The organism is Gimesia chilikensis (assembly GCF_007744075.1).
GTDB classification, from domain to species: Bacteria; Planctomycetota; Planctomycetia; order Planctomycetales; family Planctomycetaceae; genus Gimesia; species Gimesia chilikensis_A.
The window spans coordinates 7,830,817-7,854,814 of record NZ_CP036266.1; the positions used below are offsets into that span (position 1 = coordinate 7,830,817).

The window sequence follows — 23,998 nt, forward strand, 5'->3', positions numbered from 1 at the left end:
ATACGTTTAATTAACTTACTTAAACTATCGCAAGATCGATCACGCATCGCAAGACAAATCAAAGGGCTCACAGAATTTCTATAGCAGTCTCAGTTCTGTGCTGAATCAATCACTGGCTGGCAATTCGGACAGATCTGCTGTGCGTCCAGATCGTCCTGCAACCAGTGGTTTCCACATTTCCCACAAACCGCGATCTGTCCGGGTGACTCTTCCAGCAGATTCAGATAGTCGATCACCTGCCCCTCGATCTCGGCATTCCCGATCAAACCACGACTGAGAACCAGTACTGCATTGAGAAGAGCTGCTGTTTGTGAGGAGAAAGACTGTGAACTTTGATCGAGGGACACACCACCACTCAAACGCTTTCCGATTCGAGCATCGGTTTCAACTGACCAGCGAGTACCAGAACGCCAGTCCCCCGCTGAATTCTGCGCCAACAGGATTTCGATCCGATTCGTCTCTGGTCCGGTCACAGGAATACGGACGACCTCTGTCTCGCCCTCAGTGATGACTCTTGCAGGCTTCGGAACGGATCTTGTCTGCTCGCGATCTGAAACATCGGATGAAAGCTGCATTTGCTCAACTTCCACTTCTTGAGAGATCGTTTCAAGTGAATGCGACAACTGTGAGAGCAACTGCTTGCGTTGCGATTTAGCCTGTCTGACTTTGCGGCGCAATTGACTCAATGAACGTTCCACCTTGACCAGTTCTGGTGCCAGTCGAATCAAGTTCTCCACATCGCTCTCTACGTCAATGTCAGTTTCGGATTGCCTTTGATCAGTAACGGATAGAAACTCTTCATCTGAGAAATCCAGTGACTCACCATGGTGCCAGCGACAATAAGCCTGACGCCAGAGGTGCCAACCCGTGGTATCAAACAGATAAGGATTGTCTGCAATCGGGGTCTGCGACTCACAGGCGTTGATGCCCTGCTCGATAATCGTTTCCCGGGGTTCTGAAGCCAGGATTCCCCTCATTTCCAGTATTTCGCTTTCCATGAATTCGGGTAACGACGCGAACTCAGCCCGGCATTCTTCGTCGGCGTCGACACCAGCGTTGATCCAGGTTTGCAGATGACTCTGTTGCTCCGGTTTCAGGTCAGCAACGCGATCGGGGCTGAACTCGATGCCCCACTCAGCCAGTTGTCCGCTGATGGTACGATATGTGTTCGAAACATAGTCTGGTTGGCTCTGGTATTGATTCATATACGTATTCTCCCTGCAGAAAGAGGTTATTGAAAATGAGCAGCCGTGATCAGCATCGTGATTCAATCAGGAGCAGTGCACCGTGTAAGTCGCCGTCCCGTCAGCGCACTGTTCCAGGGAAAGACGGGCTCCGTCTGTCTCGATTGAGACAGGTAGATAATCGCCCAACAGTTCGATTGAGATTTCATCAGGCAGCATGCCTTCCTGCCTGGGAACCGTCGTTGAGCCGTAGGGAGTATGGATCGTTTCATAGGTTGTCGCGGACTCGAGTTCCCTCAGAGCCTGCTGCTCGACATGCTGCAGGTCTTCCCAGGCCTGCTCCGCCAGCGAGAAACTGTGCTGCTGATTCAGAGACTCGCGTTGGAGTGCATCAATCGCATTGAGTGATTCTCTCCAGCCAGCCAATGCTGCTTCATAGGACTGTGCCATCGACAGACAGACCTCGGCCTCTTCCAAATCTCCCTGCAGACGCTTGAGCCGAGACTTTTCCTGATTCAGCTTTCGCATAAGTTGATTGATCTGCCGCTCCTGATCATTCAGTAAATCACGGCAATGCTGCACATCGGTGGTCGCCTCGATAGACGACAGACCATCGTACTCATCCTCAATCAGAACCAGGTTTGCGAAACTCTGTTGCAGTTGAGTGGGAAAATCTACCTGCGACATAGAAGCGTGATCATTCTTTTCCGTTTCGTGTTTCATTCCTGTCTTATCCATAATCAAAGGTCTCAAGTCCTGTTTTATTCATTTCACGTTGACTCTGTTGACTGGCTGTATTCCTCAGAGATCTTTCTGAACCTCTCCCATTGTGTCGGGAGCGATGAACTCGAGAGTCACACTGCGATCTTCGACTCCCACACAACCCACATAAACATCACCCAGGCACCCTGCTTCACCGGGCGTCAGTGTGAGAAACTGCGTGACGGGTTCTGCTACCAGTGTGATGCCGCGGGAGAGGTAATAATCCCGTTTGATCCAGCCCTTCCGTTCCAAGGCACGCAGGTGACACATCACGCCATTGGAGGAGCGAATACCGAAGCGATTCGCAATTTCGCGCACAGTGGGTGAGAGTCGATGTTCGGTGATTTCCTGTTTAATGAAGGCATAGATCGCGTGCTGTTTCTCAGTCAGTTTCTGACGTGCAATGACTCCTGTTGATTCCATGTGTCTGTCTCCCGTTTTGAGGTGATTGGATGTGCGTTACGTGAGGAATTATAGCGGTAAAAAAGCGATCAAAATTTTTCAGCGGAGGGGTCAAAACAGGGGAACGTCAGATCCCGCCATCTGCCGCCGATTGACGATTTCCGGCGAACTTTCCCGCCGATTTTCGCTTAGAAAAGATCACAATTTTTTGTTTTTTCGCGTAGGAACTTCAGATCGCAAGGGGACATGAGAAAAGCTGTCATGCGGACTCACAAAATCGCACGTTCACTCCAACGGAGAAATCAGGAAAACTTGGATTTCCTGTTTGTGAACATTCTTTACTTTGTTTACAATATCAATTCTTCTTACTCTGATGTCTTAAATAACAGAGTGCGACCGTTTCATTCCTGCCTCTACTAAGGTGCCAGCCGTGACGATTCAACTGACTCGCATTTCCGTTCTAAGTTGTCTGTCTCTGATTGTGTTGTCCCTCAATACAGTCACTCACGCCGAAGAAATGCCTCGCGTGCCCGCAGGCTTCACAATCGAACGCGTCACCAACAGTGAGCTCACTAAATACCCGATGATGGCGGGCTTCGACGATCGCGGTCGACTGTTCATTGCCGAGAGTTCCGGTGAAAATACACGGGCTCCTCAGTTGATTAAAGAACCTAAAAGCATGATTCGCATGCTGGAAGACCTGGACGGTGATGGACGTTTTGACAAGAGCACCGTCTTTGCGGATAAGCTGACCTTACCCATGGGTGCGCTCTGGCATGATGGATCACTGTATGTCGCCAGCCCTCCTAACATCTGGAAACTCACTGACCACGATGATGACGGCGTAGCAGATGAGCGTAAGATCATCGTCGATTCGTTTGGCTTCTCCGGAAACGCTGCCAGTATTCATGGCTGCTTTCGCGGACCGGAAGGACGACTCTACTGGTGTGATGGCCGCCATGGTCACGAATTCAAAGACAAGTCGGGAAAAGTCACCAGCAAAGGACTGGCTGCCCGAATCTTCTCCTGCAATCCGGATGGCTCTGATATTGAAGTCCACTGCGGTGGCGGTATGGATAACCCGGTGGAAATTGACTTCACGCCGGAAGGGGAAATGATCGGCTCTGTCAATATCCTGCTCACACGTCCGCGGGTCGACTGTCTGGTTCACTGGCTGGAAGGGGGCGTATATCCCCACTTTGAAGACTGTGTGGCTGAGTTCAAACGCACGGGGGACCTCTTGGGCCCGATCACCCGCTTTGGACATGTCGCAGTTTCGGGGATGCTGCGTTATCGATCACCTCAGTTCGGCCCTGAATACCAGGGAAACATCTTCACGTCCATCTTCAACACTCACAAGGTGATTCGTACGCAACTGGTGCGCAGTGGTGCCACCTTTGAAACGAAAGAGGAAGACTTCCTCGTCTCTGATGACCCCGACTTCCATCCCACCGATGTCATCGAAGACGCGGATGGCAGTCTGCTGGTGATCAATACCGGGGGCTGGTTCCGCATTGGCTGTCCGCAGTCGCAGATCTCTAAACCAGATATCCATGGCGCCATCTACCGTATTCGTAAATCGGGTACTCCACCGGTACAGGATCCCTACGGACTGGCGCTTGACTGGAATTCACTGTCTCCCGAACGAAAAATTCAACTCCTGAATGACTCACGTCCGTTCGTGCAACGAAAAGCCATCGATGAACTGGCCAAAGCCGGCGATCATGCAGTTCCGATGCTGTCCAAAGTCGTCGCTGCTCCCGCAGGCTCTTTCTATAACGATACCAGTAAACGCAACGCGGTCTGGACACTGACCCGCATTGGCACCGATAAAGCACGAACCGCAATTCAGCACGGTCTGAATTCCTCAGTCTCCGTGAAGATGACAGCGGCCAAGAGTCTCGGCTCATTGCGGGATGCGAGTTCCGTTTCCCAATTGACTCAGCTTCTGAAATCTGAGAATCCGGCAATTCAACGAAATGCGGCAACCGCCCTGGGACGCATCTGCGAAGCGGGACAACGGGGCGATACGATCTCCAACGCAGAACTGAAAACCGTTGTCGAGTCGCTTTACCAGGCGATCAAAGGAACTCCTGATCGTACGCTGGAACACGCCCTGATTTACGCACTGATCCGCATTGATGAACGTAATCTGATTCTGGCGGGCCTGAGTGACTCAAGCCCTGCTGTTCGTCGTGCAGCCTTGATCACCCTGGATCAGATGAACTCGGGCAACCTGACTCGTGAACTGGTCACTCCCCTGCTCGACACCGACGATCCGTCGCTGCAGAAAGAAGCGCTAACCATTATTGGCGAACATGAAGGCTGGGCCGGTGAAACACTGAGCCTGCTGAAAACCTGGTTGAGTGAAGACGCGCTGAGTGCAGAACGGGCCGCTGTCCTGCGAGGCTTCCTGATCGCGCAAGCCGCTGACCCGGAAGTCCAGACATTGATTGCCCAGGCTTTGACAAATTCAAACACGTCGCGTTCCGCGAAAAGTATCCTGCTGGAAGTAATTCAACGTTCTGCGTTGAAAGAGTTCCCCGTAGCCTGGCGACAGGCATTGGAATCGACGCTGAAATCTCAGGACCCAGAACTGCAAATTTTGGTGATTCGCATTGCACAAACCAATGATCTGCCCGAGTTAAGTGGTCTGCTAACATCACTGGCGCTCAACACTCAGCAGCCAGCCACACTCAGAATTGAAGCATTGTCGGCAGCCGGTTCTCAATTGAAATCTGTCGAGGCTGAACCCTTCGATTTTCTGATTGCACGCATGAGCGAAGAATATCCGCCCCTGGATCGACTGGCGGCAGCCCGGGCCCTGGCGGGTTTGCCATTATCTGAGGGTCAACTGATTCAATTATCAAAACAGCTCGATGCCCCCGGCCCCCTGGCCTTGCCCGTTCTGTTAAGAGCCTACACCAAAAGTAACGCTGAACCGGTTGGGCTGGCACTGATCAATGCATTGAATGCTTCATCCGCTGCTACGAACCTCTCTGCAGATGAACTGGCCAGTTTGCTCAAGAAGTATCCGGAACCGGTCCAGAAAGCAGCAGATCCCCTGCTGAAAAAACTGGGGGTCGACCTCGCTCAGCAGAAAGCACATCTGGAATCACTGAAGCCGCTGCTGACCCAGGGGCACATTGAGGAAGGACGAAAAATCTTCTTTGGCAAGAAAGCAGCCTGCTCCGGCTGTCATGCTGTCGAGGATCAGGGGGGCAAAGTGGGCCCCGACCTGACGCGTATCGGTGCCATCCGTACCGGGACTGACCTGCTGGAAGCAATTGCGCTCCCCAGCGCCAGCTTTGCCCGCGGGTATCGGTCTTACCTGGTCGTCACGGATTCCGGTCGAATTTATACCGGCGTCATCAGCCGCGAATCGACGGACACCGTTTACCTGCGCACTGCTGACCTCTCGGAAGTTCGCATCGCCCGCGATGAAATCGAAGTCATGAAGGAATCGCCGACATCCATCATGCCCAAGGGCCTCGAACAGCGCCTGACCCCGCAGGAAATTCGGGATTTACTTGCTTACCTCCAGAACCGCAAGTAAAGTGGAACTCAGAAATCTCTTTTGAATTCCTTACCGTTAAAGGTGCGCTATGTTTAATGGTTCCCTCGGGCTGCGTCTGCTGTTCTGTCTGACGCTGGCATTTAATCTGATTCCAACTTCCGCAGCTCAGTCTGCAGAAAAATCAAAACGTCCTAATATTCTGTTTGCGATTGCAGACGACTGGGGCTGGCCTCATGCCGGCGCTTATGGCGACCCCGTCGTTAAAACTCCCACCTTCGATCGGCTCGCCCGCGAAGGAGTGTTGTTTCAGAATGCTTACGTCTCGTCCCCTTCCTGCACGCCTTCCCGTGGTGCCATTCTAACCGGTAAATATCACTGGCAACTCGATGCGGGAGCGAACCTGCACTGTATTTTTCCGGATCGTCTCACGACCTATCCGGAGATTCTGAAGTCACACGGTTACACCGTAGGACATACAGGCAAAGCCTGGGGACCGGGGCGTACCGAAACCCGCTCTCGCGAACTGGCTGGAAAACGATTCAAAAACTTTCAGGACTTCCTCAACCAGCGGGACGGCGACGAGCCTTTCTGTTTCTGGTTGGGCAGCAGTGATCCCCACCGCCCGTACGCACCAGGGTCGGGAGTAGAAAGTGGCATGGATTTGAGCAAAATCAAACTGCCCGCCTGCTTCCCTGACGCAGAGGAGGTCCGTAGCGACGTCGCCGACTATTACTTTGAAGTCCAACGGTTCGACCAGCTCGTGGGAGACGCCCTGAAACTGCTGGAAGAAAAAGGCGAACTGGACAATACCATCATCTTCATGACCGGCGATCACGGTATGCCTTTCCCCCGGAGCAAGAGCTGCCTGTATGATACCGGCACCCGCGTTCCTCTGGCGGCGCGCTGGCCCTCTCACATTCAGCCCAATCGGAGTGTGACGGACTTCGTCAGTCTGATTGACCTGGCCCCCACATTCTACGAAGCCGCTGGTGTCGAAATTCCCCAAGACGTCACAGGAAAGAGTCTGATGCCGGTTCTGGATGCGCCTGGCTCGGGACGCACCGTAGCTGACCGCGATGAAATCTTCTTTGGCAAGGAGCGACATGTTCCCTCACAGGAAGAACCTGACATGGGAGGCTACCCCTGCCGTGCGATTCGGACGGACGACTTTCTTTACATCCACAATTACCGGCCTGATCGCTGGCCCGCGGGAACTCCCAACTACACCAAAGCAGCCATTCCAGGCACCTGGTACGGGGATTGTGACAATGGCCCGACCAAGACTTATATGGTTACCCATAAAGACAAGGATGCGGAACATCGCCGACTGTATGAACTGGCCTTCGGCAAGTTGCCTGCAGAAGAATTATATGATCTGCGGAATGACCCCGATCAGCTACAGAACGTAGCCCAGGATCCCATGTATCAGATGATCAAGGCCAGGCTCGTGAAGGAACTGCATGAAAAGCTGGTTGCCACTCATGATCCTCGCGAACTGGGACAGGGAGACGAACTGGAAAAGCATCCCTACCTGGGCGGTGGTCCGAAACACCCGAGCCTGGAAAAGAAACGCAAGAAAAAACCGCGAAAGAAAGCTCCGAATCCTGAATAGCTTTTGGGGAACTGTCTGATTCACTGTCGTGACTCTAGCCTGGATCGCATCTGGTTCTGTTCTGTATCATCAATCAGATGTGAAGACCTTAAATAGTCGATAATTTCTGCACGCTGATGAAACGTCAGTGAATTTAACCAGTAGTAGTAACGGCGCTGACCGCGAAGAAACCAGAGAGATACCAGAGTTGAAGGAACCAAACAGATAAATCCCCAATTCTGAGTATAAAAGCCATAAGCGATTCCGGTTACCCCAGCGAAAATGAAGAATAACAGGATCAGATTCATAATCAGATCACGTTTATCCGGATCAATGATCTCTTTGAATATCCTCTGACATTCTTCCAGATATTCCTCCTCCGTGAGCAGAACTTCCAGTGCTTTCCTGTGATTTGTGAGCTTGGCTCGAAAGTATGCCCGAGGGTCACAATTCCGGACCTGTGGATACATCTGCTGAAACATCAGATGATATCCCATTTCCTCTCTATCCGCCTCATTTTGGTAATCATCACTTTGCGTCATCGCGTTTTCTTTCAAAATGAGGACTGGCCCGGATCAAAGATGTCGCCAGCGTATTATAGAAGTGATCAAATTTGACTCTTGTTCTTCAAAATTCCGATATGTCATCTGCAGGGAGTGACCTCCGGCTGATTGAAATGCACTGCAGTTAACCTCCAGGTCATCCAGCAGCAGAGCGTCCTCGAATTCAAGCGCATGCGCGCTCAGCCAGCTGCCGTAAAATCGTTCTGGGTTCTCTCGTTTCAGCACACGTTGGCTACAGGAACAGAGCACTTCATCAAACAATTGAGCAGCTTGACGGAATGAGAGAGTTTCCTCTTCCACGGATTGAGTTGTTAACGGTCTCAGCCCGTTTGCGTCTTGAAGTGCCTCCTGAAAACAGTCCATATTGTCGGTCGCCAGGACGATTCCAATTCCCCGCTGCCGGATCTCACGCAAAATTTGAACCAGCCGCTGATTGACCTGCATCAACTGACAGTCCTCTACCAGCTTGCGTCTCAGATAGTCAGGGGGGAATGAGTCGTCCAGTTCGATTTCTAAGCAGTCTAAGATCTGGTTTGCAGAAACATCTCCCCGCATCCAGTTATGAATCAGTGACTCGTCTTGAAACAGGACTTCGGCTGCGTCCGTCAGTTGGGAGTGCAGGGAATGGTCGCTGTTATGGAGGATAGAGAGCCAGAAGGGGTCGCGGGACAGCACGCCATGCCAGTCTACAAAGATCACTTTGTCCCAGACTGGTTTGCATCGTGGCGGCATGCTCGGTTTTCCTGTTTTGTGAGTCTAATCCAGCTTCTTGGGCTTCTGATTTGGGGGCTGATCGGTCTGAGCGGCCTGGTAGAGTTGCTCGATGAATTCGTCAGTCATTCCCGTTTCCTTGCGTCCCTCACGGTTGAAGGTATCCCCGACCGACAGAGCAGCTCGAACTGGCCAGTGCAGATGTTGTTCGTAGGTCTCCCAGTCCGAAAGGTGGTCGGGTTTTAACTGTCGCAGCCAGTGCAGACCAAAGGCGACGTGCTGAATCTCATCGCGATAGACGACCTTCATTAACGCGGCACTCCGTTGGTCGCCAGCATCGAGAAAATACTGTTCGAATTCCAGGGTATGATCCAGGTTACGACCTTCGAACGTGAGTGGCAGACCGGCGAGATAGTCCAACAGACTTTCGTAACTCAGTGCTTTCTTCCAGATGTAGCAGTTCACGGGGAGACTGCCGAACTCCAGCCCCAGCACGGAGGCACGTTCCTTATGCATGCGCGTGTGTCGCTGCTCATCTGCCATGATGTTACACATTCCCTGGCGAAACTCTGCCGGGGCATCGGGGAAGGCGCACAGAATATATGCCATCACTTCCAGGGCCTGCAGTTCATGATTCGCCATGATGTGATGTGCCAGGGCCCGCTTGTCCTGCTCCATCAGAGCAGAGGGTTTCGGCATACCGGGGGCGGTTCTCGGGGGAGCGAACTTCAGGTTAGCAGGTCGTCCTGGTTCCTGAATACGCAAAGGATCTCCTGGATGTTCGTCAGTCAGTACTTCAGGGGCGGGAAGCAGTTTTTCTTCCAGAGACTCGCTTAAGAGAACCCGTTCGGCGAAGGCGCGTATTTCCATGTCGATGATCGTTAACCAGGTGAAGGTGTGCGGGCGCGAAAGAGGGCAACACAGCCAGTCACTTTCACTTCCACGTCAGTATAGCGACTTGCGAGTTGGGATTGTAACTCATCCAGACTGTCCGACGTATTTGCGAAGATCTTTTTCCGGTTATAAAAGTTCATCAAGCGTCGGGCCGAAAAGCCACGCGGGACTCCCTGACTCAAAATCGTAGCTCCGGAGATGATGGCGCCCGGGTTTAACCAGGGCCCCAGATGATCGAACAGCTTTGCTTTTGATGTCAGATCACCTGGTAGACAGTGCAGCAGATAATTCAGACTGACTGAATCGAAAGGGCGTGACTGCTGGGGCAGGGGAGCCAGTACATCGGCCTGATAGACTTCCGGCTGGTAGCGTGCGCTCCGACTGGCGGCGGCCGCCAGACTGTTGGGATTCAAATCCAGAAGTCCCAGGCGGACTTCTGAACTCGGAAAGGTGCAATGCTCCAGATAATAACCGGTGCCCACGCCGACATCGAGGTGATTGGTCGTCAGGCTCTGGTTCATCCAGTTCAAAATCTGTTTAGTGCGACATTTCCAGATCAGGGAGTTGGAAATTCCCAGAACCCAGATATCGTAGATAGAAAGCATTTTTCTCGTGTAGACCGCCTGTCCGGGGGCGGTATCTGCAGAGTCCAGGTTCATAAAGGATGGCATTCGAAGCAAAGACAGAGTTTCGGATCAGCCGGTGGCTCTGACAAGAAATCCGCCCGGCAGACGTTTCACGACCTTCCGCATTTCCAGAACCGTCAAGGTGGAGAGAATGCGGGACGAGTCGAGATTACTGGATTGCACGATTTCATTCAAATGCTGCGGCTCGAGTGTGACCAAATTCAACACATCCCGTTCAAAATCGCTCAGAGAGAGTTCGCGCGGCGTATGCACTTCACGGTTTTCTGAGACCTTCACCGGAGTTTTAGCGGGACTCAAGCCTTCCAGTACATCTTCCACGCTGCGAACTAGCATGGCGCCATCGCGAATCAGATCATGACAGCCGGCACTCGCCGGGTGATCTATTCGTCCCGGAACGGCGAATACGTCTCGCCCCTGTTCGTAAGCATGGCGGGCTGTATGCAGGGCCCCACTCTTACGCCCCGCTTCAATCAACAGTACGCCCATCGACAGTCCGCTTATAATCCGGTTACGCTGTGGAAACAGTCCAGCCACGGGAGCCTGGTCGAGAGGAAACTCGGTTACCAGGGCCCCCTGTGCGGAGACCTGCTCGGATAGTTCGCGATGTTCGGGAGGATAAATATGGGAGAGCCCGGTTGCCATTACGGCGATCGTGCGGCCGCCGGCTTTGAGAGCGCCCCGATGGGCTGCCTGATCGATGCCCCGTGCCAGTCCACTCACCACTGTCACACCAGCACGTGCCAGGGCGGCTGCCATTTTTTCGGCCTGCTGTAACCCATAATGCGTACACTTTCGTGAACCGACAATCGCAACCGCCAGTTCGTCTTCGGGCAGGATCTCTCCTTTGCAGTAGAGCAGGGCAGGGGGATCGGGCATTTCCCTTAAGAGGGATGGGTAATCATCTGACTCTTCAAACAGCAGCTGGTATCCTGCGGCACGACAGCGCTGAAGCTCTTCTTCAGCCGTCGATTTGGCGGTACGATAGATGATGGCGTTGGCCAGTTTCTCGCCGATTCCCGGCACGTTCAGCAGATCCTGTCGAGGGGCATTTAAGATTTGACTCGGTGTTCCAAACTGGTCCAGCAGGGAACGCCGGATGCGCGGTCCGACTCCCTGAATCAGATTAAGCTGGATCTGATCCAGCAGTAACTGGTCTGATTCAGAGGATTCGGCTGGCATATGCGGATCACACTCGATGAGAACAGGCAGAGACATTCATATTAACGTGCGTACATGTTCTCATAAAAGTCATGAAAAAACAACTAAGATCAATGCTCAATCTCAGGGAAGGGGAGTCTGACACTTGACAGCAACCGCTGTTTGCCTCTAAACACGAAGCACATCGTTTTGAATTTCCAGGAAGGCCAGGTACATGCTGGATAAGATTTTTTTTATCATCGCCTGCATCATTATCCCCGTGTTATGGGGAGTGATCGTGAACTGGATTTTCAATCAATGGCAAGATCGCTCGAACAATAACTCTGATGACGACTACATTTTCCCCGACTACCAGATTTGAGGCGGTGCGAAAATGAGCGTGGGATTGTTTGATTTTCTGCTGATTTCGCTGGCCGGGGGCGCGATCGGCTTCCTGGCAGGCATGTTCGGTGTCGGGGGCGGTTTTCTGCTCGTCCCGATTCTGAATATCGTCCTGGGTGTCCCCATGGAACTGGCTGTCGGCTCCAGTGCCTGCCAGATTCTGGGACCGGCGACCACCTCTCTGCTTGCTCGGAAGATCAAAATCCGGGACCTTGCTTTTCCCCTGGTCATCACGGGAGGACTGTTCCTCGGCGTAATCGCCGGGACCAGCATTCTGGAAAAAGCAAAGAATTCCGCCAAGATCCAGCTGAACGGACAGCCGATCATCGTAGCGGATCTCGTGGTGCTGGTTGTCTATTTTCTGATGCTGCTGACACTGGCCGTCATTTCCCTGAGAAGCGCACGTCGACCGGACTCGGAATTGAAGGACGCGATTTTCAAAAACCGCTTTCTCATCCCGCCGGTAGCGACTTTCCCCAACCTGTTCGAGGGGACGCTTTCCATTCCGGTGATCGCCTGGTTCGGATTGGCGCTCGGGCTGATTTCGGGCCTGCTGGGTATTAGTGGGGGAATCCTGCTGCTGCCCATGCTGATTTTTGGTCTGGGAATTCCCACACATCGCGCCATCACCTGCAGTCTGGTGATTGTCTGGATTGTGGCTTTTCAATCGACGATTGCCCATGCCTTACACGGCAATGTCAGTATCGAAATTGTAATCGCTCTCCTGCTGGGGGGGACCATCGGCGCTCGACTGGGCTCGGACCTGAACTCCCGTCTCAAAGGCCTGCAGTTGAGACAGCAGTTTGGCTGGTTATTACTTTCGGTGGCTCTTATGATTGGCATACGGCTGATCTATATGCTGGTCAGCTGAAATCGATTCGAACCTGATCTCACAGCATCAGATGCCCTCAGACAGGAAAGGTACATTCCTGTTCGCAGGCACTGATCTGTTTTTTACGAGGGAGACGCATTCATGGCAGCAAAATCAATTCTGTTTTTAGCCGGCGATTATGTCGAGGACTACGAAATCATGGTGCCTTTCCAGGCGCTGACGATGGTCGGTTACCAGGTCGATGTGGTCTGCCCGGACAAAAAAGCGGGTGACATCATCCGGACTTCGATCCACGACTTCGAAGGGGATCAGACGTATTCCGAAAAACGGGGGCACAACTTCACCCTGAATGCGACTTTCTCAGAGGTTAATCCCGACGATTACACTGGTCTGTTGATTCCCGGCGGGCGGGCTCCGGAATACATTCGTCTTAACGAGCGCGTACTTGAAATCACGCGCAGCTTCTTCGAAGCCGGCAAACCGGTGGCCGCCGTCTGTCACGGACTGCAGCTGCTGGCAGCAGCAGGAGTACTCAAAGATCGCAGCTGTACTGCGTATCCTGCCTGCGGACCTGAAGTGAATCTGGCGGGTGGAACTTATGTGGAAACAGCCATTGATGGCGTGCACGTGGATGGGAACCTGGTTTCATCGCCTGCCTGGCCTGCCCATCCGCAGTGGCTGGCTGCTTTCCTGAAGGTACTGGGAACAAAAATCGAACTCTGATGTTCGTCAGCCGAACAGGCGATCCTACTAATTAACTCTGGAGACAAACTGATGTCTTGCTGCTCTCTTAACTGGTCGACAATTGGCGCGGCGCTGGGTGGACTGGCCGTCATTCTGGGTGCCTTCGCTGCGCATGGAATCGATGGTTACTTTGCAGAAAAATATGCGGGCCAGGTGAAAACGGTCACCGGCGTCGAAGTGCCCGCTGCCCAGAAATACCTGAACGACTTCAAAACCGGCGCGCAGTACCAGATGTATCATTCACTGGCGCTGCTGGCCGTTGGTTTTGCGGGTGTGACTTCGCGAAAACAGAAGCTGCTCAACATTGCCGGCTGGTGTTTTCTGCTGGGAATCATTTTTTTCTCTGGCAGTCTTTACGTTTTAACCTTAAGCGGTCAAACTTTCTGGGGAGCGATCGCGCCCATCGGGGGTACTTTGTTGATTGTGGGCTGGTTTTCACTCGCGGCAGGCGTCTGTGCCTGTGGCGGTGGCTCAACGATTGAAACAGACGGCCCTGAGACTCCTGCCTCGACCTGAAGCCAACTCTGCGTGGCTCTGACTTATATTGATGACCAAACCCGGTCATCCCTACCTACATTCAGGATAGAACATTCATGCTGATTTTTGACGCCCACCTTGATATGGCCTGGAATGCCTGCGAATGGAACCGTGATCTGGAACTGCCGGTCAGCGAAATTCGTAAATTTGAACGACAGTTCGAAAACATTATTCCCGGCGAAGCCACGGTTTCCTGGCATGCACTTCGCAAAGGGGGCGTGGGAATGACCATCTCCACGCTGCTGCCCCGCCTGCACCGCAAGGATGCAGCACTGACACATTATCAGTCTCGCGAAGCCGCCTATGGGGTCGCCATGGGACAGCTGGCCTATTATCGGGCCATGGTGGAGAAGGGGGTTCTGCGGGAAATTCCGGACAGTAAGACCCTGAAGAGTCACGTCGAGGAGTGGGAAGCCAACGAGGCAGCTGCTCGCGAAGAAGGCAGTACGATTCCCATCGGGTTCATTCTGAGTATGGAAGGGGCCCCGCCGATCCTCTCACCCGGTCAGATCGAGCATTGGTTTGATGCCGGCCTGCGGATTCTGGGCCCCGCACATTATGGCCCTGGTCCGTACTGCTACGGAACGGGCAGTACCGGTGGTCTTAAAGAAGAAGGCCCCGCACTGCTGAAAGAGATGGATCGGGTCGGCATGTTGCTGGACGTAACCCATCTGGCCGATCAGTCCTTCTGGGAAGCTCTGGAGATTTTCCAGGGACCTGTGCTGGCCAGCCATCACAACTGCCGTGCGCTGGTGGATGCGGATCGCCAGCTGACCGATGAGCAGATCAAAGCCCTGATCGAACGTGGAGCCGTCATTGGCTGTGCATTCGATAACTGGATGATCAAACCAGGCTGGACGATCGGCGTTTCTGATCCCAAAACGACTTCCATCGAAGATATCGCCAACCACACCGACCACATCTGCCAGCTGGCGGGTAATGCGAAGCATTGCGGGATGGGAACCGACCTCGACGGTGGTTTTGGTAAAGAACAGACGCCGCACGATCTGGATACGATTGCGGATCTGGAAATGTACGCCAGTATCCTGGAAAAGCGGGGCTACAGCGAGGCGGACATCAAGGGTATCATGTCGCAGAACTTTATCGATTTCTTCCTGAAAGCACTGCCAGCCGGCTAAACTTCGATATTATCGAACAAATCAAGACGCCGTATCCCTCTATATTGTAGAGAGATACGGCGTTTTTCTTTTACCGCGTCAAAACTTTTGAAAAACGGTCAATAATCGATTTTCTCCAGCGAATCACTCTTTGTAACGTGGCCGATCGGTTTGGCCTACTGTTCCGAATCGAACATATCTTGGAGTGAGGGAGTCTGGACAATGTTATTTTTTGGCAAGAAAATCTTGATAGGTGCTGCAGTGCTGGCCACGCTGGGAACCTTCGTCTTTGGCCGTGATGTTGTGAGTTACATGAAGACGGCCGGCAATTCGGTACGGGAAGCTGTGAAATCGGAAGTTCCCGTCGATTTTGAAGTCGAACGTGCCCGTAAGATGGTAGAAGATCTGGTCCCGGATATCCGGCGTTGCATGCACGTGATCGCTGAGCAGCAGGTGGATGTAGAAACCCTGCAACAGGAAATGCATGACTCAGAGCTGGCGATGAAACAGCAGAAAGAGGCCATGTTCACGCTGCGGTCTGACCTGGAGTCGAACGACACAGAGTTCGTTTATGCGAGTCGGACTTATTCCAAGGATGATATTCGCAATGACCTGGCACAACGGTTTGATCGTTTTAAGGTCGCTTCCGAGACCCTGAAACGTAACCAGCAGATATTGAAAGCCCGCGAAAAAGCACTGGATGCCAATCGCGAAAAGCTGGAAAACATGCTGTCTTCCAAGATGGACCTGGAAGTGCAGATCGAACAGCTGGAAGCACGTCTCAAATCAGTTCAGGCTGCGGAAACGGTCAGCAATCTGCAGATCGACAACTCACAGCTCACGCGAGCCAAAGGTCTGATCCGCGATCTGAATAAGCAGCTGGACGTCAAAGAGAAGCTGCTTGACGCCGAAGGCAAGTTCACCGGTCTGATTCCCGTCGACACCAAAGTGGAAGAAAAACGGGATGTCGTAAAGCAGATGGATGAATACTTCAAACTGAAGTCCGGCGACAAAGTCGTTGCACAATAATCGCTTTGTGATCGTAGCGAACCATAGGCGCGAGGGGGTGGCAGGCAGGATTTGTTGTAAAACAAGACTGCCTGCCCCCGTTGCCTGGTTTGAAAAACAGTGAATACCGCAGTAAAAACAGGATTCTTTCGCACAATTCGTTTTCTAATCCGTTAAAATGAGAGGGTAACCGGATTACCGGTTCCTGACACATCCGCGTTTTCCCAGGGGAATTTCATTGGGCTTCTTTTCTCCCACATCCAGAGACGACCGGCAGTCTGCTGCCCCCACTGATGCGGGTACGAATTACCTGCTGTGGATTGACGGAGTCGGCACCTGGCTGGTTTATCTGCAGGAGACCCTGCGAATCGGGGGGCCGGGGAAACCAGGTTCCAGCAGCCCACTACGTTCTGAATGGGCTGATCTGGCCTTACTGTCGAACCTGTCGAGACACCACGCAACGATTACCCGTTCCGGAGAAAGTTACTATCTGGAAGCCCATGCCCCAGTGCTCTGCCAGGAACGCCCCGTCAATGATCGAGTCTTGCTGTCGGACCGGGCGACGCTTAAACTGAATCAGGACACCATCCTGTCATTTACCCAGCCAACCGCGCTCAGCACATCTGCCTGTCTGGAGTTCACCAGCTTTCATCAGCCCCAGCAACGGCTGGATGGAATCGTACTGATGGCCGACAACTGCCTGCTGGGCGCTACCGGAGAAAATCATATTGTCTGTAAGAACTGGCCGGGATCTGTCGTGATTTACCGCCAGGGAGACCAGGTCCTCTGTCGTTCGCGACAGGAGATCTATGTGAATGAAGAGCCTGCCTCACAGGGAGCCGTTTTAACCCCGGGTTGCCTGGTGAGTGGTCCTGAACTTCGCTTTCGCTGGGAGGTTATTGTTTAATCTGCCTGGGGGTTGTCTCGCGTAACAACACAGTTTGTACTATGGAAATCGGCATCATGTTCTCAATCATCAGTCTCATTCTATTTTTATTCTCGCTGGCCTTTACGGTTCTTTATTTTGTGTTCTGGATCTGGATGCTGATTGACTGCCTGAAATACGAGCCCTCAGAGGGAAATGATAAAGTTATCTGGGCGATTGTGATTATTCTCCTGCAGGCACTGGGAGCCTTGCTGTATTACATTGTGCGTCGACCGGAACGAATTAAGCAGACGGGGCAGTAAAACTTACGAAAAACTATGAACCAGAATGACTTTGTGAACGTTATTCATACACAGTCATTAGAAACAGTACCGTACGACAACAACGTTGTTTAACGGATGGAAGCGGCCATGAAATTCACCTTCGCACCAGAATCAAAGCCTCTTGAAGGATTTACGATCAAACGCGCCATCGATCGGGGCGGATTTGGTGAGGTGTACTACGCCCTGACCGATTCCGGTAAAGAGGTCGCCTTAAAACTGCTGCAGCAGAACATGGACGTCGAACTGCGGGGAGTCACACAATGCCTGAATCTCAAACATCCCAACCTGGTAACCATCTTTGATGTCAAAACGGACCGGGACGGCGATCACTGGGTGGTGATGGAATACGTCTCGGGCCAGGGACTGGATAAGGCACTGCAGCAGTATCCCGACGGCATGCCGATGGAGCAGGTCCGGTACTGGCTCTCCGGAATTTCTGAAGGCCTGTCGTATCTGCACAGTCGCGGTCTCGTACACCGGGATTTGAAACCGTCTAACGTTTTTCGGGATGGCGAGATCATCAAAGTCGGTGACGTGGGTCTGTCCAAGTTTATTACCCACAGCCGCCGCAGCGCAAATACGCAGAGCGTGGGCACAGTACACTACATGGCGCCTGAAGTCGCACGAGGGCGTTACGGGAAGGAAGTCGATGTCTACGCGGCAGGTGTCCTGGTATACGAGATGGTTACCGGCGTCGTTCCTTTCGACGGGGAATCGACGGCAGAGATTCTGATGAAACATCTCTCTGAAAAGCCGGATCTCAGTCGTCTACCGGCTCACCTGAGAGCCGTTGTGGGACGCGCTCTGGAAAAAGATCCGCAGCAGCGAATCTCTGACATCAAACAATTCAAACGTGAATTCGAGCGGGCTCTGTTCCAACGCGACACTGTTACGGAAATTCCCAATGACTCTTTTGAATACGAGGCAGTCAATGGGCAGCCTTCCAGAGGCACGGATTCTAACATAGCGCAATCAGACAAACACTGGGCATACAGCCTGCTGTTACTGCCGGCCATTCTACTGATCGTGATGCTCGCTTTTGGACTGCTCATGGCCGTGGTGGGGGTTTTCGCCGGTGCGCCGCTCTTCGCGTCGGGAATTTTGATCTGTGCTTTTTGTGGCGGACTTCTGCTCACCGCGGGTTCAAGTCGAATGCTCTTCTCCGGACTGTTTAGCGCCATCGTGAAAGGGCCTCCTCCGATCAGCGATCTCTGGGATAAACAGCCCGCACAGCAGAACCAGGCCGAAGCCCAAGCTTATCGCGAACAGGTTCTGCAGGAGACACAGATCATCCGCGAGCGGGAACAGCAGAAGGCAGATGCAGAACGCCGTCGGGTCCGCGAACAGCACCGTCGTAAACCGCGTTTTTCCAGAAACCTGACGCCGCTGACGCCCCGTTCGGTGTCCCGGCGCGCTCGAACATATGATATCTGCAATTCCATCGTCAAAGCAGTCGTCTGCACACTGGTCATCGCGGCCGGCGTGGTCTGCTTCACCGATGGACGTATCGCCAACGGTTTCTGGAGCGGCACCGATCTGGCACCCTTTGGGCTGCTCACCTTCGGCACGTTGATCGCCGCCTGGGGTGCATTACTGGTTGCCAAGCTCACGGAAGGCAAGTCGTTCGATCAGAGTACGCGTCGGATTATCTGGCTGGGTGCGGGCGTCGTCGTCGGCTCACTGATTTATCTGCTGCAGACCGAACTGTTACTGACCGACCTGCCGAGTTCTCGAGGAATGTATCTGGGATTAAAACCCCTGTTCAACGTGATTGGACCTTATTCCCTGGTGTTGCCGAATGGACAACCCACGTTGATTTCCTATGTCGTGTTCTTCGGGTTGCTGTTCTGTTTCCGTCGCTGGTGGTGGCACGCTGATGCCTTCCGCCCGCGAAAATTCAGAGTCCGCTCTGTCCTGCTGACGGTCTTCGTGGCATACGTCATCACAGCCATCTGGGCCTTCCCGGTTGTAATGGGGCTGACCTGGGCCGCGATTATTTCCAGTGTCGTCCAGTTATCTGCTGCCTGGATCCACCCCGATCAGCGAGCGATTGAAATGCAGGAGGTACAGGCATGAGTCCCCAAGACAGTGTATCCATGAGTTTTATGGCTCTGATTTCCATTGCTGTAATCGTTGCAGTTCTGAGTTTCCTGACGGTGAAATACAAAGCCCGGTTCCTTGCGATTGCGGGCGTTTGCCTCGTGGCATTTATTCCCGCTGTGCTGGCCGTGTCTTACGTCAGCATGGAAAGTAATTCACAAGCGACTGTGGTACAGGGGACAACAGCAGTTGCCGTCAAAGCACCTGATTTACTGGTAGAGGCGTCATCGATTCCACTGCCCGAACTGCCTTTAGTTGCACCTAAGCCGCATGACGCTCCCCAGGCTGACCAGCCTAAGAAAGCGGAACCGCTGCCCGAGTGGATCAGTTCCAGTCAGGAAGGTTCAGGAGGCATGAAGCAGGTCTTTCAGTCAGGACTGTTTGCTACTCCGGCCGAAGCATTTCAGGATGCACTGGGAAGAGCACGTGTGAAATTCGAAGAAACACTTAGTGCAGAGCATCCACAGTACTCGTCAGACGCCAGAACGCTCAGCCCGGAACTGGTCAGACAGGTCGCCATGCGGCGGAGCTATTACCAGACGATCGAGCATGACTTTGGTGATGTCTTGAAATCGGGTGAATCGTTTAAGCAGGATATGTACCGTGCTTATGTGGAAGTCGAACTCTCCCCCTCTGTGAAGCAGACGTTTTATACGAAATGGAAACTCCAGGCGGGAAATCAGCGGGTGATCTGGCTGGGGGGCGCTTTTGCATTTGTGACGCTGCTCTGCCTGGGAACGACCGTGTATTTGAGAGCCTCGCATCAATAGGCTACAATCCAGGCTGACTGAACTTTCTTCATTCCTGCGGAAACCGACGAAGCTCTCATGCCGATTGACGAAGCCGATCAACTCCTTGTGTCACAAATCAGGCAAGGCGACTCCGACGCCTGGGCCGAGCTGATCGCCCGTTTTGAAGGTCGACTGCTGGCATTCGTCGACAGCCGCCTGCGGAATCGTGCCAGCAGCGAAGATGTCGTCCAGGAAACCTTCATGGGCTTTCTGATCAGCATTCCCAACTACGATGCGAATACGCCGCTGGAATCGTTTCTGTTCGCCATCGCCTCACATAAGCTGACAGACCTGCTGCGTAAACAGGGGCGACGCCCGACGATCCCCCTGTTCCCCCACGAAAACGGCGAACGGGAAAGCTACCGGGAACCGGCAGGACGGACCCGTGTGGCTTCCAGTCTGGCACGGAGCAAGGAGCGTAAAAGCAAAGAGGAGCAGGTCATCTGCGAAAGCCTGTCAGATCTGATTCAGGGCTGGATCAAGAACGGCGAATTCGAGCGACTGGAGTGCATGGAGCAGTTGTTCGTCTCGGGCAGAGCGAATAAAGAAGTCGCTGCCACGCTGCAGATTACTGAGCAGGCGGTTGCCAATCATAAGCATTTTGTGGTCGGCAAGTTGAAGGATGCCATCAAAACCGCCCAGATTCTCGATGCCGACCTGCAGGGACTGGGGCTGAATTGAATCTCGCTGGGCGCAGCAAAAAAACCTCATCCGAACATCCCGGACGAGGTTTTCATGTTTCTCGGATCCGCAACTAACGCTGCGACATCAACTTAGAACTTGATGTGCTTCCGTTTCGCCTTGCGTGCTTTGGCACTGGCAGGACGGCGACCGTGGTTTGCTTTTTTCAGTTTACGCTGTGTTTTAGCCATGACATTATCCTTCGATGGTCTTCAAATTATATGAATTAAGACCACACAATTACTGATGAGGTCTGCAGAATCTCTTTCGTAACGGGTCGGGTATTCTAGTCAAAGTATCGGATGAAAAAAAGCCATTCCGCTGAAAATCAGAGACGCTTTACCGAAATCCTCCGGTTTTGACCCGTTATTTAACCCGAAATTGGCCGCATATCAGGCTGAGCATGTGGACTGGTGTTCCGTTTTCCGGTAGCATAGCTTGAATCAATTGAACACTGGACATAATAAAAGTAATCCCCATTGATGACAGAGACCGTATATGCTGGCCAAGCTTTATACCTATTCCCTGTTTGGCATCGATGCCAGGCCGGTGGAAGTCGAAGTCGATATCTCGCCCGGCGCGCTGCCCAAGACCATTCTGGTCGGGCTGGCGGAGGCAGCCGTCAAAGAAAGCACTCACCGGATCGAACGGGCTCTGGTCAACAGCGGATACAATCGTCCGATCGACCGGATTGTGATCAACCTCTCCCCGGCCGACCTCCCCAAAGACGCCGCTTCCTTTGATTTACCGATCGCCCTCGGATTATTAACTGCCAGCGGACAACTCTCTTCAGACCGATTCGAAGACTACGCCGCCGTGGGAGAACTGGCCCTGGATGGCACGATTCGCCCCATTCGGGGTGCTCTGTCGATGGCACTCTCCGCCCGCGAGCAGGGAAAGCAGGGGCTGCTCGTCCCTGTCGAGAATGCCGATGAAGCAGCGGTCGTCGATGGTCTGGATGTCTACGCGGTCGGCACACTGGCCGAAGCGGTCGGATTTTATACGGGAACACTGCCCATCGAACCTATCGAGTTCAGCTGGGAAAATGCCCTTGAAGAACACGGCCATTACGACATCGACTACAGCGATGTGAAAGGACAGGAATACGCCAAACGCGCCATCACCGTCGCTGCCGCCGGCATGCATCATCTGCTAATGATCGGTTCGCCCGGGACCGGCAAGACATTGCTCGCATCACGGATCAGCACAATCCTGCCACGCCTGTCTCAGGAAGAGAGTCTGGAAACGACGCGGATCTACAGTGCGATGGGGCGCCTGTCGCGAGACCAGTCGCTGGTGATGTTACGCCAGTTCCGCACGCCCCATCATACCATCAGCGAAGCGATAGTCTCAAATTGTGCATTCTGACCAAACGCTCTCACTCTAATTTTAGAGACTTTCCATCGATGCTTGGATTTACGATCCCACCAAAAATCGACTCTGCAATCATGGCTGATAAGCAACTCTCGGAAAGTGTCTGCGTTCAAATGGAAACATCTTGAATACTTCCCGTCCCTGCTCTTCCCAGTCTCGATATCCACAAGTTGTCCACGCAAGCCCTCAAACAACTGTCGTCTTTCACGTAGAACATCTATCCATTCATCAGACGGGATAAAAGGATGCCTTGACTTTTTATTCTTGGCCTGCTCGATTACTTTTTCCAGTTCAGCACGCTCTGCTTTCAATTCGGATAACTGCTTGTCAAGTTGGGATAGATGTTCAGCAGAAGCCAAAAGTAAATTTTTTGTTCCCCGCTCAATCAGGTCATCCAGTTTTGACATCTTCAGTTCAACTTCGTTCGGTTTTACCTTTTTTAGTTTAGGTAATTTCATAGCTGATTGCTTCAGGACAATCTTGTCGATTCCTTCAAGCAATTTCTGTTTGAGGAAAGGGAGGACCAAATCTTCTTCAATCTTCCATTGGGCACAACTGCATTGCTTCCCATATTTGATGGCGGTTTTGCATACATAAATGATTCTACCAGATTTCTTTTTTTCTGTATTCTTACCACTCCGATTTAGATTCCCATACAGCGGTTTCCCACAGTTCCCGCAGTACAGGACATCCTTTAATAGATATCCACCTGATTTGTGGGAGTGGGTGTTAGTTTGTTTCCGACGCTCGATACGTCGCTGAACTTTGTCGAATAGCGTACGACTGACGATACCATCATGGGTATTCTTCTTTATAAGAGATTCACTATTGCGGACAACTGATGTCGTTTCAGATTTAACGACCTCTTCTCCGTCCAGCCGCCAGAATGTACCTGCTGCTCTTTTTCCAAGAGGAAGATCGCCTATATAGCGGAGATTACACAAAATATCTTGAATCGTTTTGGCACACCATTTCTTACCTGTTGGACTTGGAATATTTCTACTATTCAAATCAGCGGCAAGCCAACGGAAGCCGACATCTCGGTTTGCATAAGTCTCGAATAACCATTGGACAACTTCGACCTCATCTGGATCACCCGGAACAAATTCTTGTGACCAGTTTTTAGGTTTAGTAAACTTCTCCCTACGTCCTATAATTCTGATGTGGCATTTATCATCCACAACCTTGCGGGAGAAACCATAAGGTGTCTGCTGTCCGTATGGTGTGCCATTGGACCATGTGTTGAGTTTACCGATGAGTGTTTTCTGACCCAATTTGTATGAATATTCATGCTGGGCTTCGGAAAGAACTGAATCCACAATGCGTCCGGTATGAGTGTTCCAATCTGAATCACCTTCCAGAAGCGTATGTAGTATGACACCTGCATTCCTTAATGTCTGTTTGGCAAATGCACCTTCGATTGAGTCCAGCCGACCAAAACGGGATTTGTCAAGGCAGAGGATTACTTCGAAATTTCCTGTCGTTGAGTCAGAGAGCATTCGAGTAAATTCTGTTCTCTTATGTTGTTCACGGGAACCAGATTTCCCATCGTCAATATACCAAGTGACGATTTCGTAGCCGTTGGCTTTTGCATAGGCAGTAATTTGTTTGCGTTGCTGGGGGATACTAGTTTTTTGATCTTTATTTGACATCCGAAGATATGCGACTGTGGGAATTAAACGTGTCATTGAGATACTCCAAACTTGATGGGCCACATTCATCTGGAAAGCTATTGTAGAATGACCGAATCTTTTCGGGGAGTTCCGCCAGATGATGGAAGAACGATTGCTCATT

The 23,998-nt window shown here is 52.4% G+C and carries 23 protein-coding genes and 1 pseudogene; 14 read left to right on the forward strand and 10 right to left on the reverse strand.

The annotated features are described in order from the left end of the window. Positions 1-89: 89 nt before the first annotated feature. From HG66A1_RS29770 to HG66A1_RS29780, 3 genes are all read right to left on the reverse strand, one after another. A complete protein-coding gene (locus HG66A1_RS29770) occupies positions 90-1,205 on the reverse strand; it encodes a hypothetical protein (RefSeq protein ID WP_145192892.1) in 1,116 nt (371 codons plus the stop codon). A gap of 66 nt (positions 1,206-1,271) precedes the next feature. Continuing rightward, a complete protein-coding gene (locus HG66A1_RS29775) occupies positions 1,272-1,907 on the reverse strand; it encodes a hypothetical protein (RefSeq protein ID WP_145192894.1) in 636 nt (211 codons plus the stop codon). A 78-nt stretch (positions 1,908-1,985) separates the two neighbouring features. After that, a complete protein-coding gene (locus HG66A1_RS29780) occupies positions 1,986-2,369 on the reverse strand; it encodes a LexA family protein (RefSeq protein WP_145192895.1) in 384 nt (127 codons plus the stop codon). A 409-nt stretch (positions 2,370-2,778) separates the two neighbouring features. On the opposite strand from HG66A1_RS29780, the gene HG66A1_RS29785 reads away from it, so the two are divergent. Both HG66A1_RS29785 and HG66A1_RS29790 read left to right on the forward strand, forming a co-directional pair. Further along, complete coding sequence (locus HG66A1_RS29785) at positions 2,779-5,904, forward strand: PVC-type heme-binding CxxCH protein (RefSeq protein ID WP_145192897.1); 3,126 nt, start codon at positions 2,779-2,781, stop codon at positions 5,902-5,904. A 49-nt stretch (positions 5,905-5,953) separates the two neighbouring features. Beyond that, the gene (locus HG66A1_RS29790; RefSeq protein WP_145192899.1) at positions 5,954-7,477 is read left to right on the forward strand and encodes a sulfatase; all 1,524 of its coding nucleotides are present in this window, start codon (positions 5,954-5,956) and stop codon (positions 7,475-7,477) included. Between the two features lie 20 nt (positions 7,478-7,497). Here HG66A1_RS29790 and HG66A1_RS29795 read toward each other — a convergent pair whose 3' ends face one another. From HG66A1_RS29795 to dprA, 5 genes are read right to left on the reverse strand one after another with little or no spacing between them, the layout of a single operon-like run. Next, positions 7,498-8,013: a hypothetical protein gene (locus HG66A1_RS29795; RefSeq protein WP_145192901.1), complete on the reverse strand. Its 516-nt coding sequence runs from the start codon at positions 8,011-8,013 to the stop codon at positions 7,498-7,500. A gap of 18 nt (positions 8,014-8,031) precedes the next feature. Further along, positions 8,032-8,751: a hypothetical protein gene (locus HG66A1_RS29800; RefSeq protein ID WP_145192903.1), complete on the reverse strand. Its 720-nt coding sequence runs from the start codon at positions 8,749-8,751 to the stop codon at positions 8,032-8,034. Positions 8,752-8,775: 24 nt separating this feature from the next. Next, on the reverse strand, positions 8,776-9,600 hold the full coding sequence (locus HG66A1_RS29805; protein ID WP_145192905.1) for a ferritin-like domain-containing protein: 825 nt from the start codon (positions 9,598-9,600) through the stop codon (positions 8,776-8,778). A gap of 11 nt (positions 9,601-9,611) precedes the next feature. After that, on the reverse strand, positions 9,612-10,283 hold the full coding sequence (locus tag HG66A1_RS29810; protein ID WP_197996868.1) for a class I SAM-dependent methyltransferase: 672 nt from the start codon (positions 10,281-10,283) through the stop codon (positions 9,612-9,614). Between the two features lie 36 nt (positions 10,284-10,319). Further along, on the reverse strand, positions 10,320-11,450 hold the full coding sequence (gene dprA, locus HG66A1_RS29815) for a DNA-processing protein DprA (RefSeq protein ID WP_145193973.1): 1,131 nt from the start codon (positions 11,448-11,450) through the stop codon (positions 10,320-10,322). 193 nt (positions 11,451-11,643) lie between these two features. Here dprA and HG66A1_RS32275 point away from each other — a divergent pair, with 193 nt between their 5' ends. From HG66A1_RS32275 to HG66A1_RS29865, 11 genes are all read left to right on the forward strand, one after another. Then, positions 11,644-11,790, forward strand: coding sequence for a hypothetical protein (locus HG66A1_RS32275; protein WP_187781903.1), 147 nt, complete (start codon positions 11,644-11,646; stop codon positions 11,788-11,790). Between the two features lie 12 nt (positions 11,791-11,802). Then, complete coding sequence (locus HG66A1_RS29820; RefSeq protein ID WP_145045416.1) at positions 11,803-12,681, forward strand: sulfite exporter TauE/SafE family protein; 879 nt, start codon at positions 11,803-11,805, stop codon at positions 12,679-12,681. A 102-nt stretch (positions 12,682-12,783) separates the two neighbouring features. Next, on the forward strand, positions 12,784-13,365 hold the full coding sequence (locus HG66A1_RS29825; protein WP_145192907.1) for a DJ-1/PfpI family protein: 582 nt from the start codon (positions 12,784-12,786) through the stop codon (positions 13,363-13,365). 51 nt (positions 13,366-13,416) lie between these two features. Next, on the forward strand, positions 13,417-13,902 hold the full coding sequence (locus HG66A1_RS29830) for a DUF423 domain-containing protein (protein WP_145192909.1): 486 nt from the start codon (positions 13,417-13,419) through the stop codon (positions 13,900-13,902). Between the two features lie 77 nt (positions 13,903-13,979). Then, positions 13,980-15,062, forward strand: coding sequence for a dipeptidase (locus HG66A1_RS29835; protein WP_145192911.1), 1,083 nt, complete (start codon positions 13,980-13,982; stop codon positions 15,060-15,062). A gap of 201 nt (positions 15,063-15,263) precedes the next feature. Beyond that, entirely contained in the window at positions 15,264-16,070 is an 807-nt protein-coding gene (locus tag HG66A1_RS29840) for a hypothetical protein (RefSeq protein ID WP_145045424.1), read from the forward strand. 217 nt (positions 16,071-16,287) lie between these two features. Next, positions 16,288-16,956: an FHA domain-containing protein gene (locus tag HG66A1_RS29845; RefSeq protein WP_145192913.1), complete on the forward strand. Its 669-nt coding sequence runs from the start codon at positions 16,288-16,290 to the stop codon at positions 16,954-16,956. Between the two features lie 56 nt (positions 16,957-17,012). Beyond that, complete coding sequence (locus HG66A1_RS29850; RefSeq protein WP_145192915.1) at positions 17,013-17,237, forward strand: PLDc N-terminal domain-containing protein; 225 nt, start codon at positions 17,013-17,015, stop codon at positions 17,235-17,237. Positions 17,238-17,345: 108 nt separating this feature from the next. Next, the gene (locus HG66A1_RS29855; RefSeq protein WP_197996869.1) at positions 17,346-19,334 is read left to right on the forward strand and encodes a serine/threonine protein kinase; all 1,989 of its coding nucleotides are present in this window, start codon (positions 17,346-17,348) and stop codon (positions 19,332-19,334) included. Then, positions 19,331-20,128: a hypothetical protein gene (locus tag HG66A1_RS29860; RefSeq protein ID WP_145192919.1), complete on the forward strand. Its 798-nt coding sequence runs from the start codon at positions 19,331-19,333 to the stop codon at positions 20,126-20,128. The genes HG66A1_RS29855 and HG66A1_RS29860 overlap by 4 nt, the downstream gene beginning before the upstream one ends. A 57-nt stretch (positions 20,129-20,185) precedes the next feature. After that, complete coding sequence (locus HG66A1_RS29865; protein WP_145192921.1) at positions 20,186-20,830, forward strand: RNA polymerase sigma factor; 645 nt, start codon at positions 20,186-20,188, stop codon at positions 20,828-20,830. 92 nt (positions 20,831-20,922) lie between these two features. On the opposite strand, the gene HG66A1_RS32940 is transcribed toward HG66A1_RS29865, so the two are convergent. Continuing rightward, entirely contained in the window at positions 20,923-21,021 is a 99-nt protein-coding gene (locus tag HG66A1_RS32940; protein WP_002645378.1) for a 50S ribosomal protein bL37, read from the reverse strand. A gap of 307 nt (positions 21,022-21,328) precedes the next feature. Here HG66A1_RS32940 and HG66A1_RS29870 point away from each other — a divergent pair. Continuing rightward, positions 21,329-22,174, forward strand: a pseudogene (locus HG66A1_RS29870) (YifB family Mg chelatase-like AAA ATPase); the annotation flags it as partial. Here HG66A1_RS29870 and HG66A1_RS29875 read toward each other — a convergent pair. Next, complete coding sequence (locus HG66A1_RS29875; protein ID WP_145192923.1) at positions 22,156-23,997, reverse strand: recombinase family protein; 1,842 nt, start codon at positions 23,995-23,997, stop codon at positions 22,156-22,158. The pseudogene HG66A1_RS29870 and the gene HG66A1_RS29875 overlap by 19 nt on opposite strands. Between the last annotated feature and the right edge of the window lies 1 nt (position 23,998).

What these genes read in the sequence shown, in the direction of transcription:
- HG66A1_RS29770 (WP_145192892.1), bottom strand. Translation starts at nt 1,205, where the DNA reads ATGAATCAATACCAGAGCCAACCAGACTATGTTTCGAACACATATCGT.
- HG66A1_RS29775 (WP_145192894.1), bottom strand. Translation starts at nt 1,907, where the DNA reads ATGAAACACGAAACGGAAAAGAATGATCACGCTTCTATGTCGCAGGTA.
- HG66A1_RS29780 (WP_145192895.1), bottom strand. Translation starts at nt 2,369, where the DNA reads ATGGAATCAACAGGAGTCATTGCACGTCAGAAACTGACTGAGAAACAG.
- HG66A1_RS29790 (WP_145192899.1), top strand. Translation starts at nt 5,954, where the DNA reads ATGTTTAATGGTTCCCTCGGGCTGCGTCTGCTGTTCTGTCTGACGCTG.
- HG66A1_RS29800 (WP_145192903.1), bottom strand. Translation starts at nt 8,751, where the DNA reads ATGCCGCCACGATGCAAACCAGTCTGGGACAAAGTGATCTTTGTAGAC.
- HG66A1_RS29805 (WP_145192905.1), bottom strand. Translation starts at nt 9,600, where the DNA reads ATGGAAATACGCGCCTTCGCCGAACGGGTTCTCTTAAGCGAGTCTCTG.
- HG66A1_RS29810 (WP_197996868.1), bottom strand. Translation starts at nt 10,283, where the DNA reads ATGAACCTGGACTCTGCAGATACCGCCCCCGGACAGGCGGTCTACACG.
- dprA (WP_145193973.1), bottom strand. Translation starts at nt 11,450, where the DNA reads ATGCCAGCCGAATCCTCTGAATCAGACCAGTTACTGCTGGATCAGATC.
- HG66A1_RS32275 (WP_187781903.1), top strand. Translation starts at nt 11,644, where the DNA reads ATGCTGGATAAGATTTTTTTTATCATCGCCTGCATCATTATCCCCGTG.
- HG66A1_RS29820 (WP_145045416.1), top strand. Translation starts at nt 11,803, where the DNA reads ATGAGCGTGGGATTGTTTGATTTTCTGCTGATTTCGCTGGCCGGGGGC.
- HG66A1_RS29825 (WP_145192907.1), top strand. Translation starts at nt 12,784, where the DNA reads ATGGCAGCAAAATCAATTCTGTTTTTAGCCGGCGATTATGTCGAGGAC.
- HG66A1_RS29830 (WP_145192909.1), top strand. Translation starts at nt 13,417, where the DNA reads ATGTCTTGCTGCTCTCTTAACTGGTCGACAATTGGCGCGGCGCTGGGT.
- HG66A1_RS29835 (WP_145192911.1), top strand. Translation starts at nt 13,980, where the DNA reads ATGCTGATTTTTGACGCCCACCTTGATATGGCCTGGAATGCCTGCGAA.
- HG66A1_RS29840 (WP_145045424.1), top strand. Translation starts at nt 15,264, where the DNA reads ATGTTATTTTTTGGCAAGAAAATCTTGATAGGTGCTGCAGTGCTGGCC.
- HG66A1_RS29850 (WP_145192915.1), top strand. Translation starts at nt 17,013, where the DNA reads ATGTTCTCAATCATCAGTCTCATTCTATTTTTATTCTCGCTGGCCTTT.
- HG66A1_RS29855 (WP_197996869.1), top strand. Translation starts at nt 17,346, where the DNA reads ATGAAATTCACCTTCGCACCAGAATCAAAGCCTCTTGAAGGATTTACG.
- HG66A1_RS29860 (WP_145192919.1), top strand. Translation starts at nt 19,331, where the DNA reads ATGAGTCCCCAAGACAGTGTATCCATGAGTTTTATGGCTCTGATTTCC.
- HG66A1_RS29865 (WP_145192921.1), top strand. Translation starts at nt 20,186, where the DNA reads ATGCCGATTGACGAAGCCGATCAACTCCTTGTGTCACAAATCAGGCAA.
- HG66A1_RS32940 (WP_002645378.1), bottom strand. Translation starts at nt 21,021, where the DNA reads ATGGCTAAAACACAGCGTAAACTGAAAAAAGCAAACCACGGTCGCCGT.
- HG66A1_RS29875 (WP_145192923.1), bottom strand. Translation starts at nt 23,997, where the DNA reads ATGAGCAATCGTTCTTCCATCATCTGGCGGAACTCCCCGAAAAGATTC.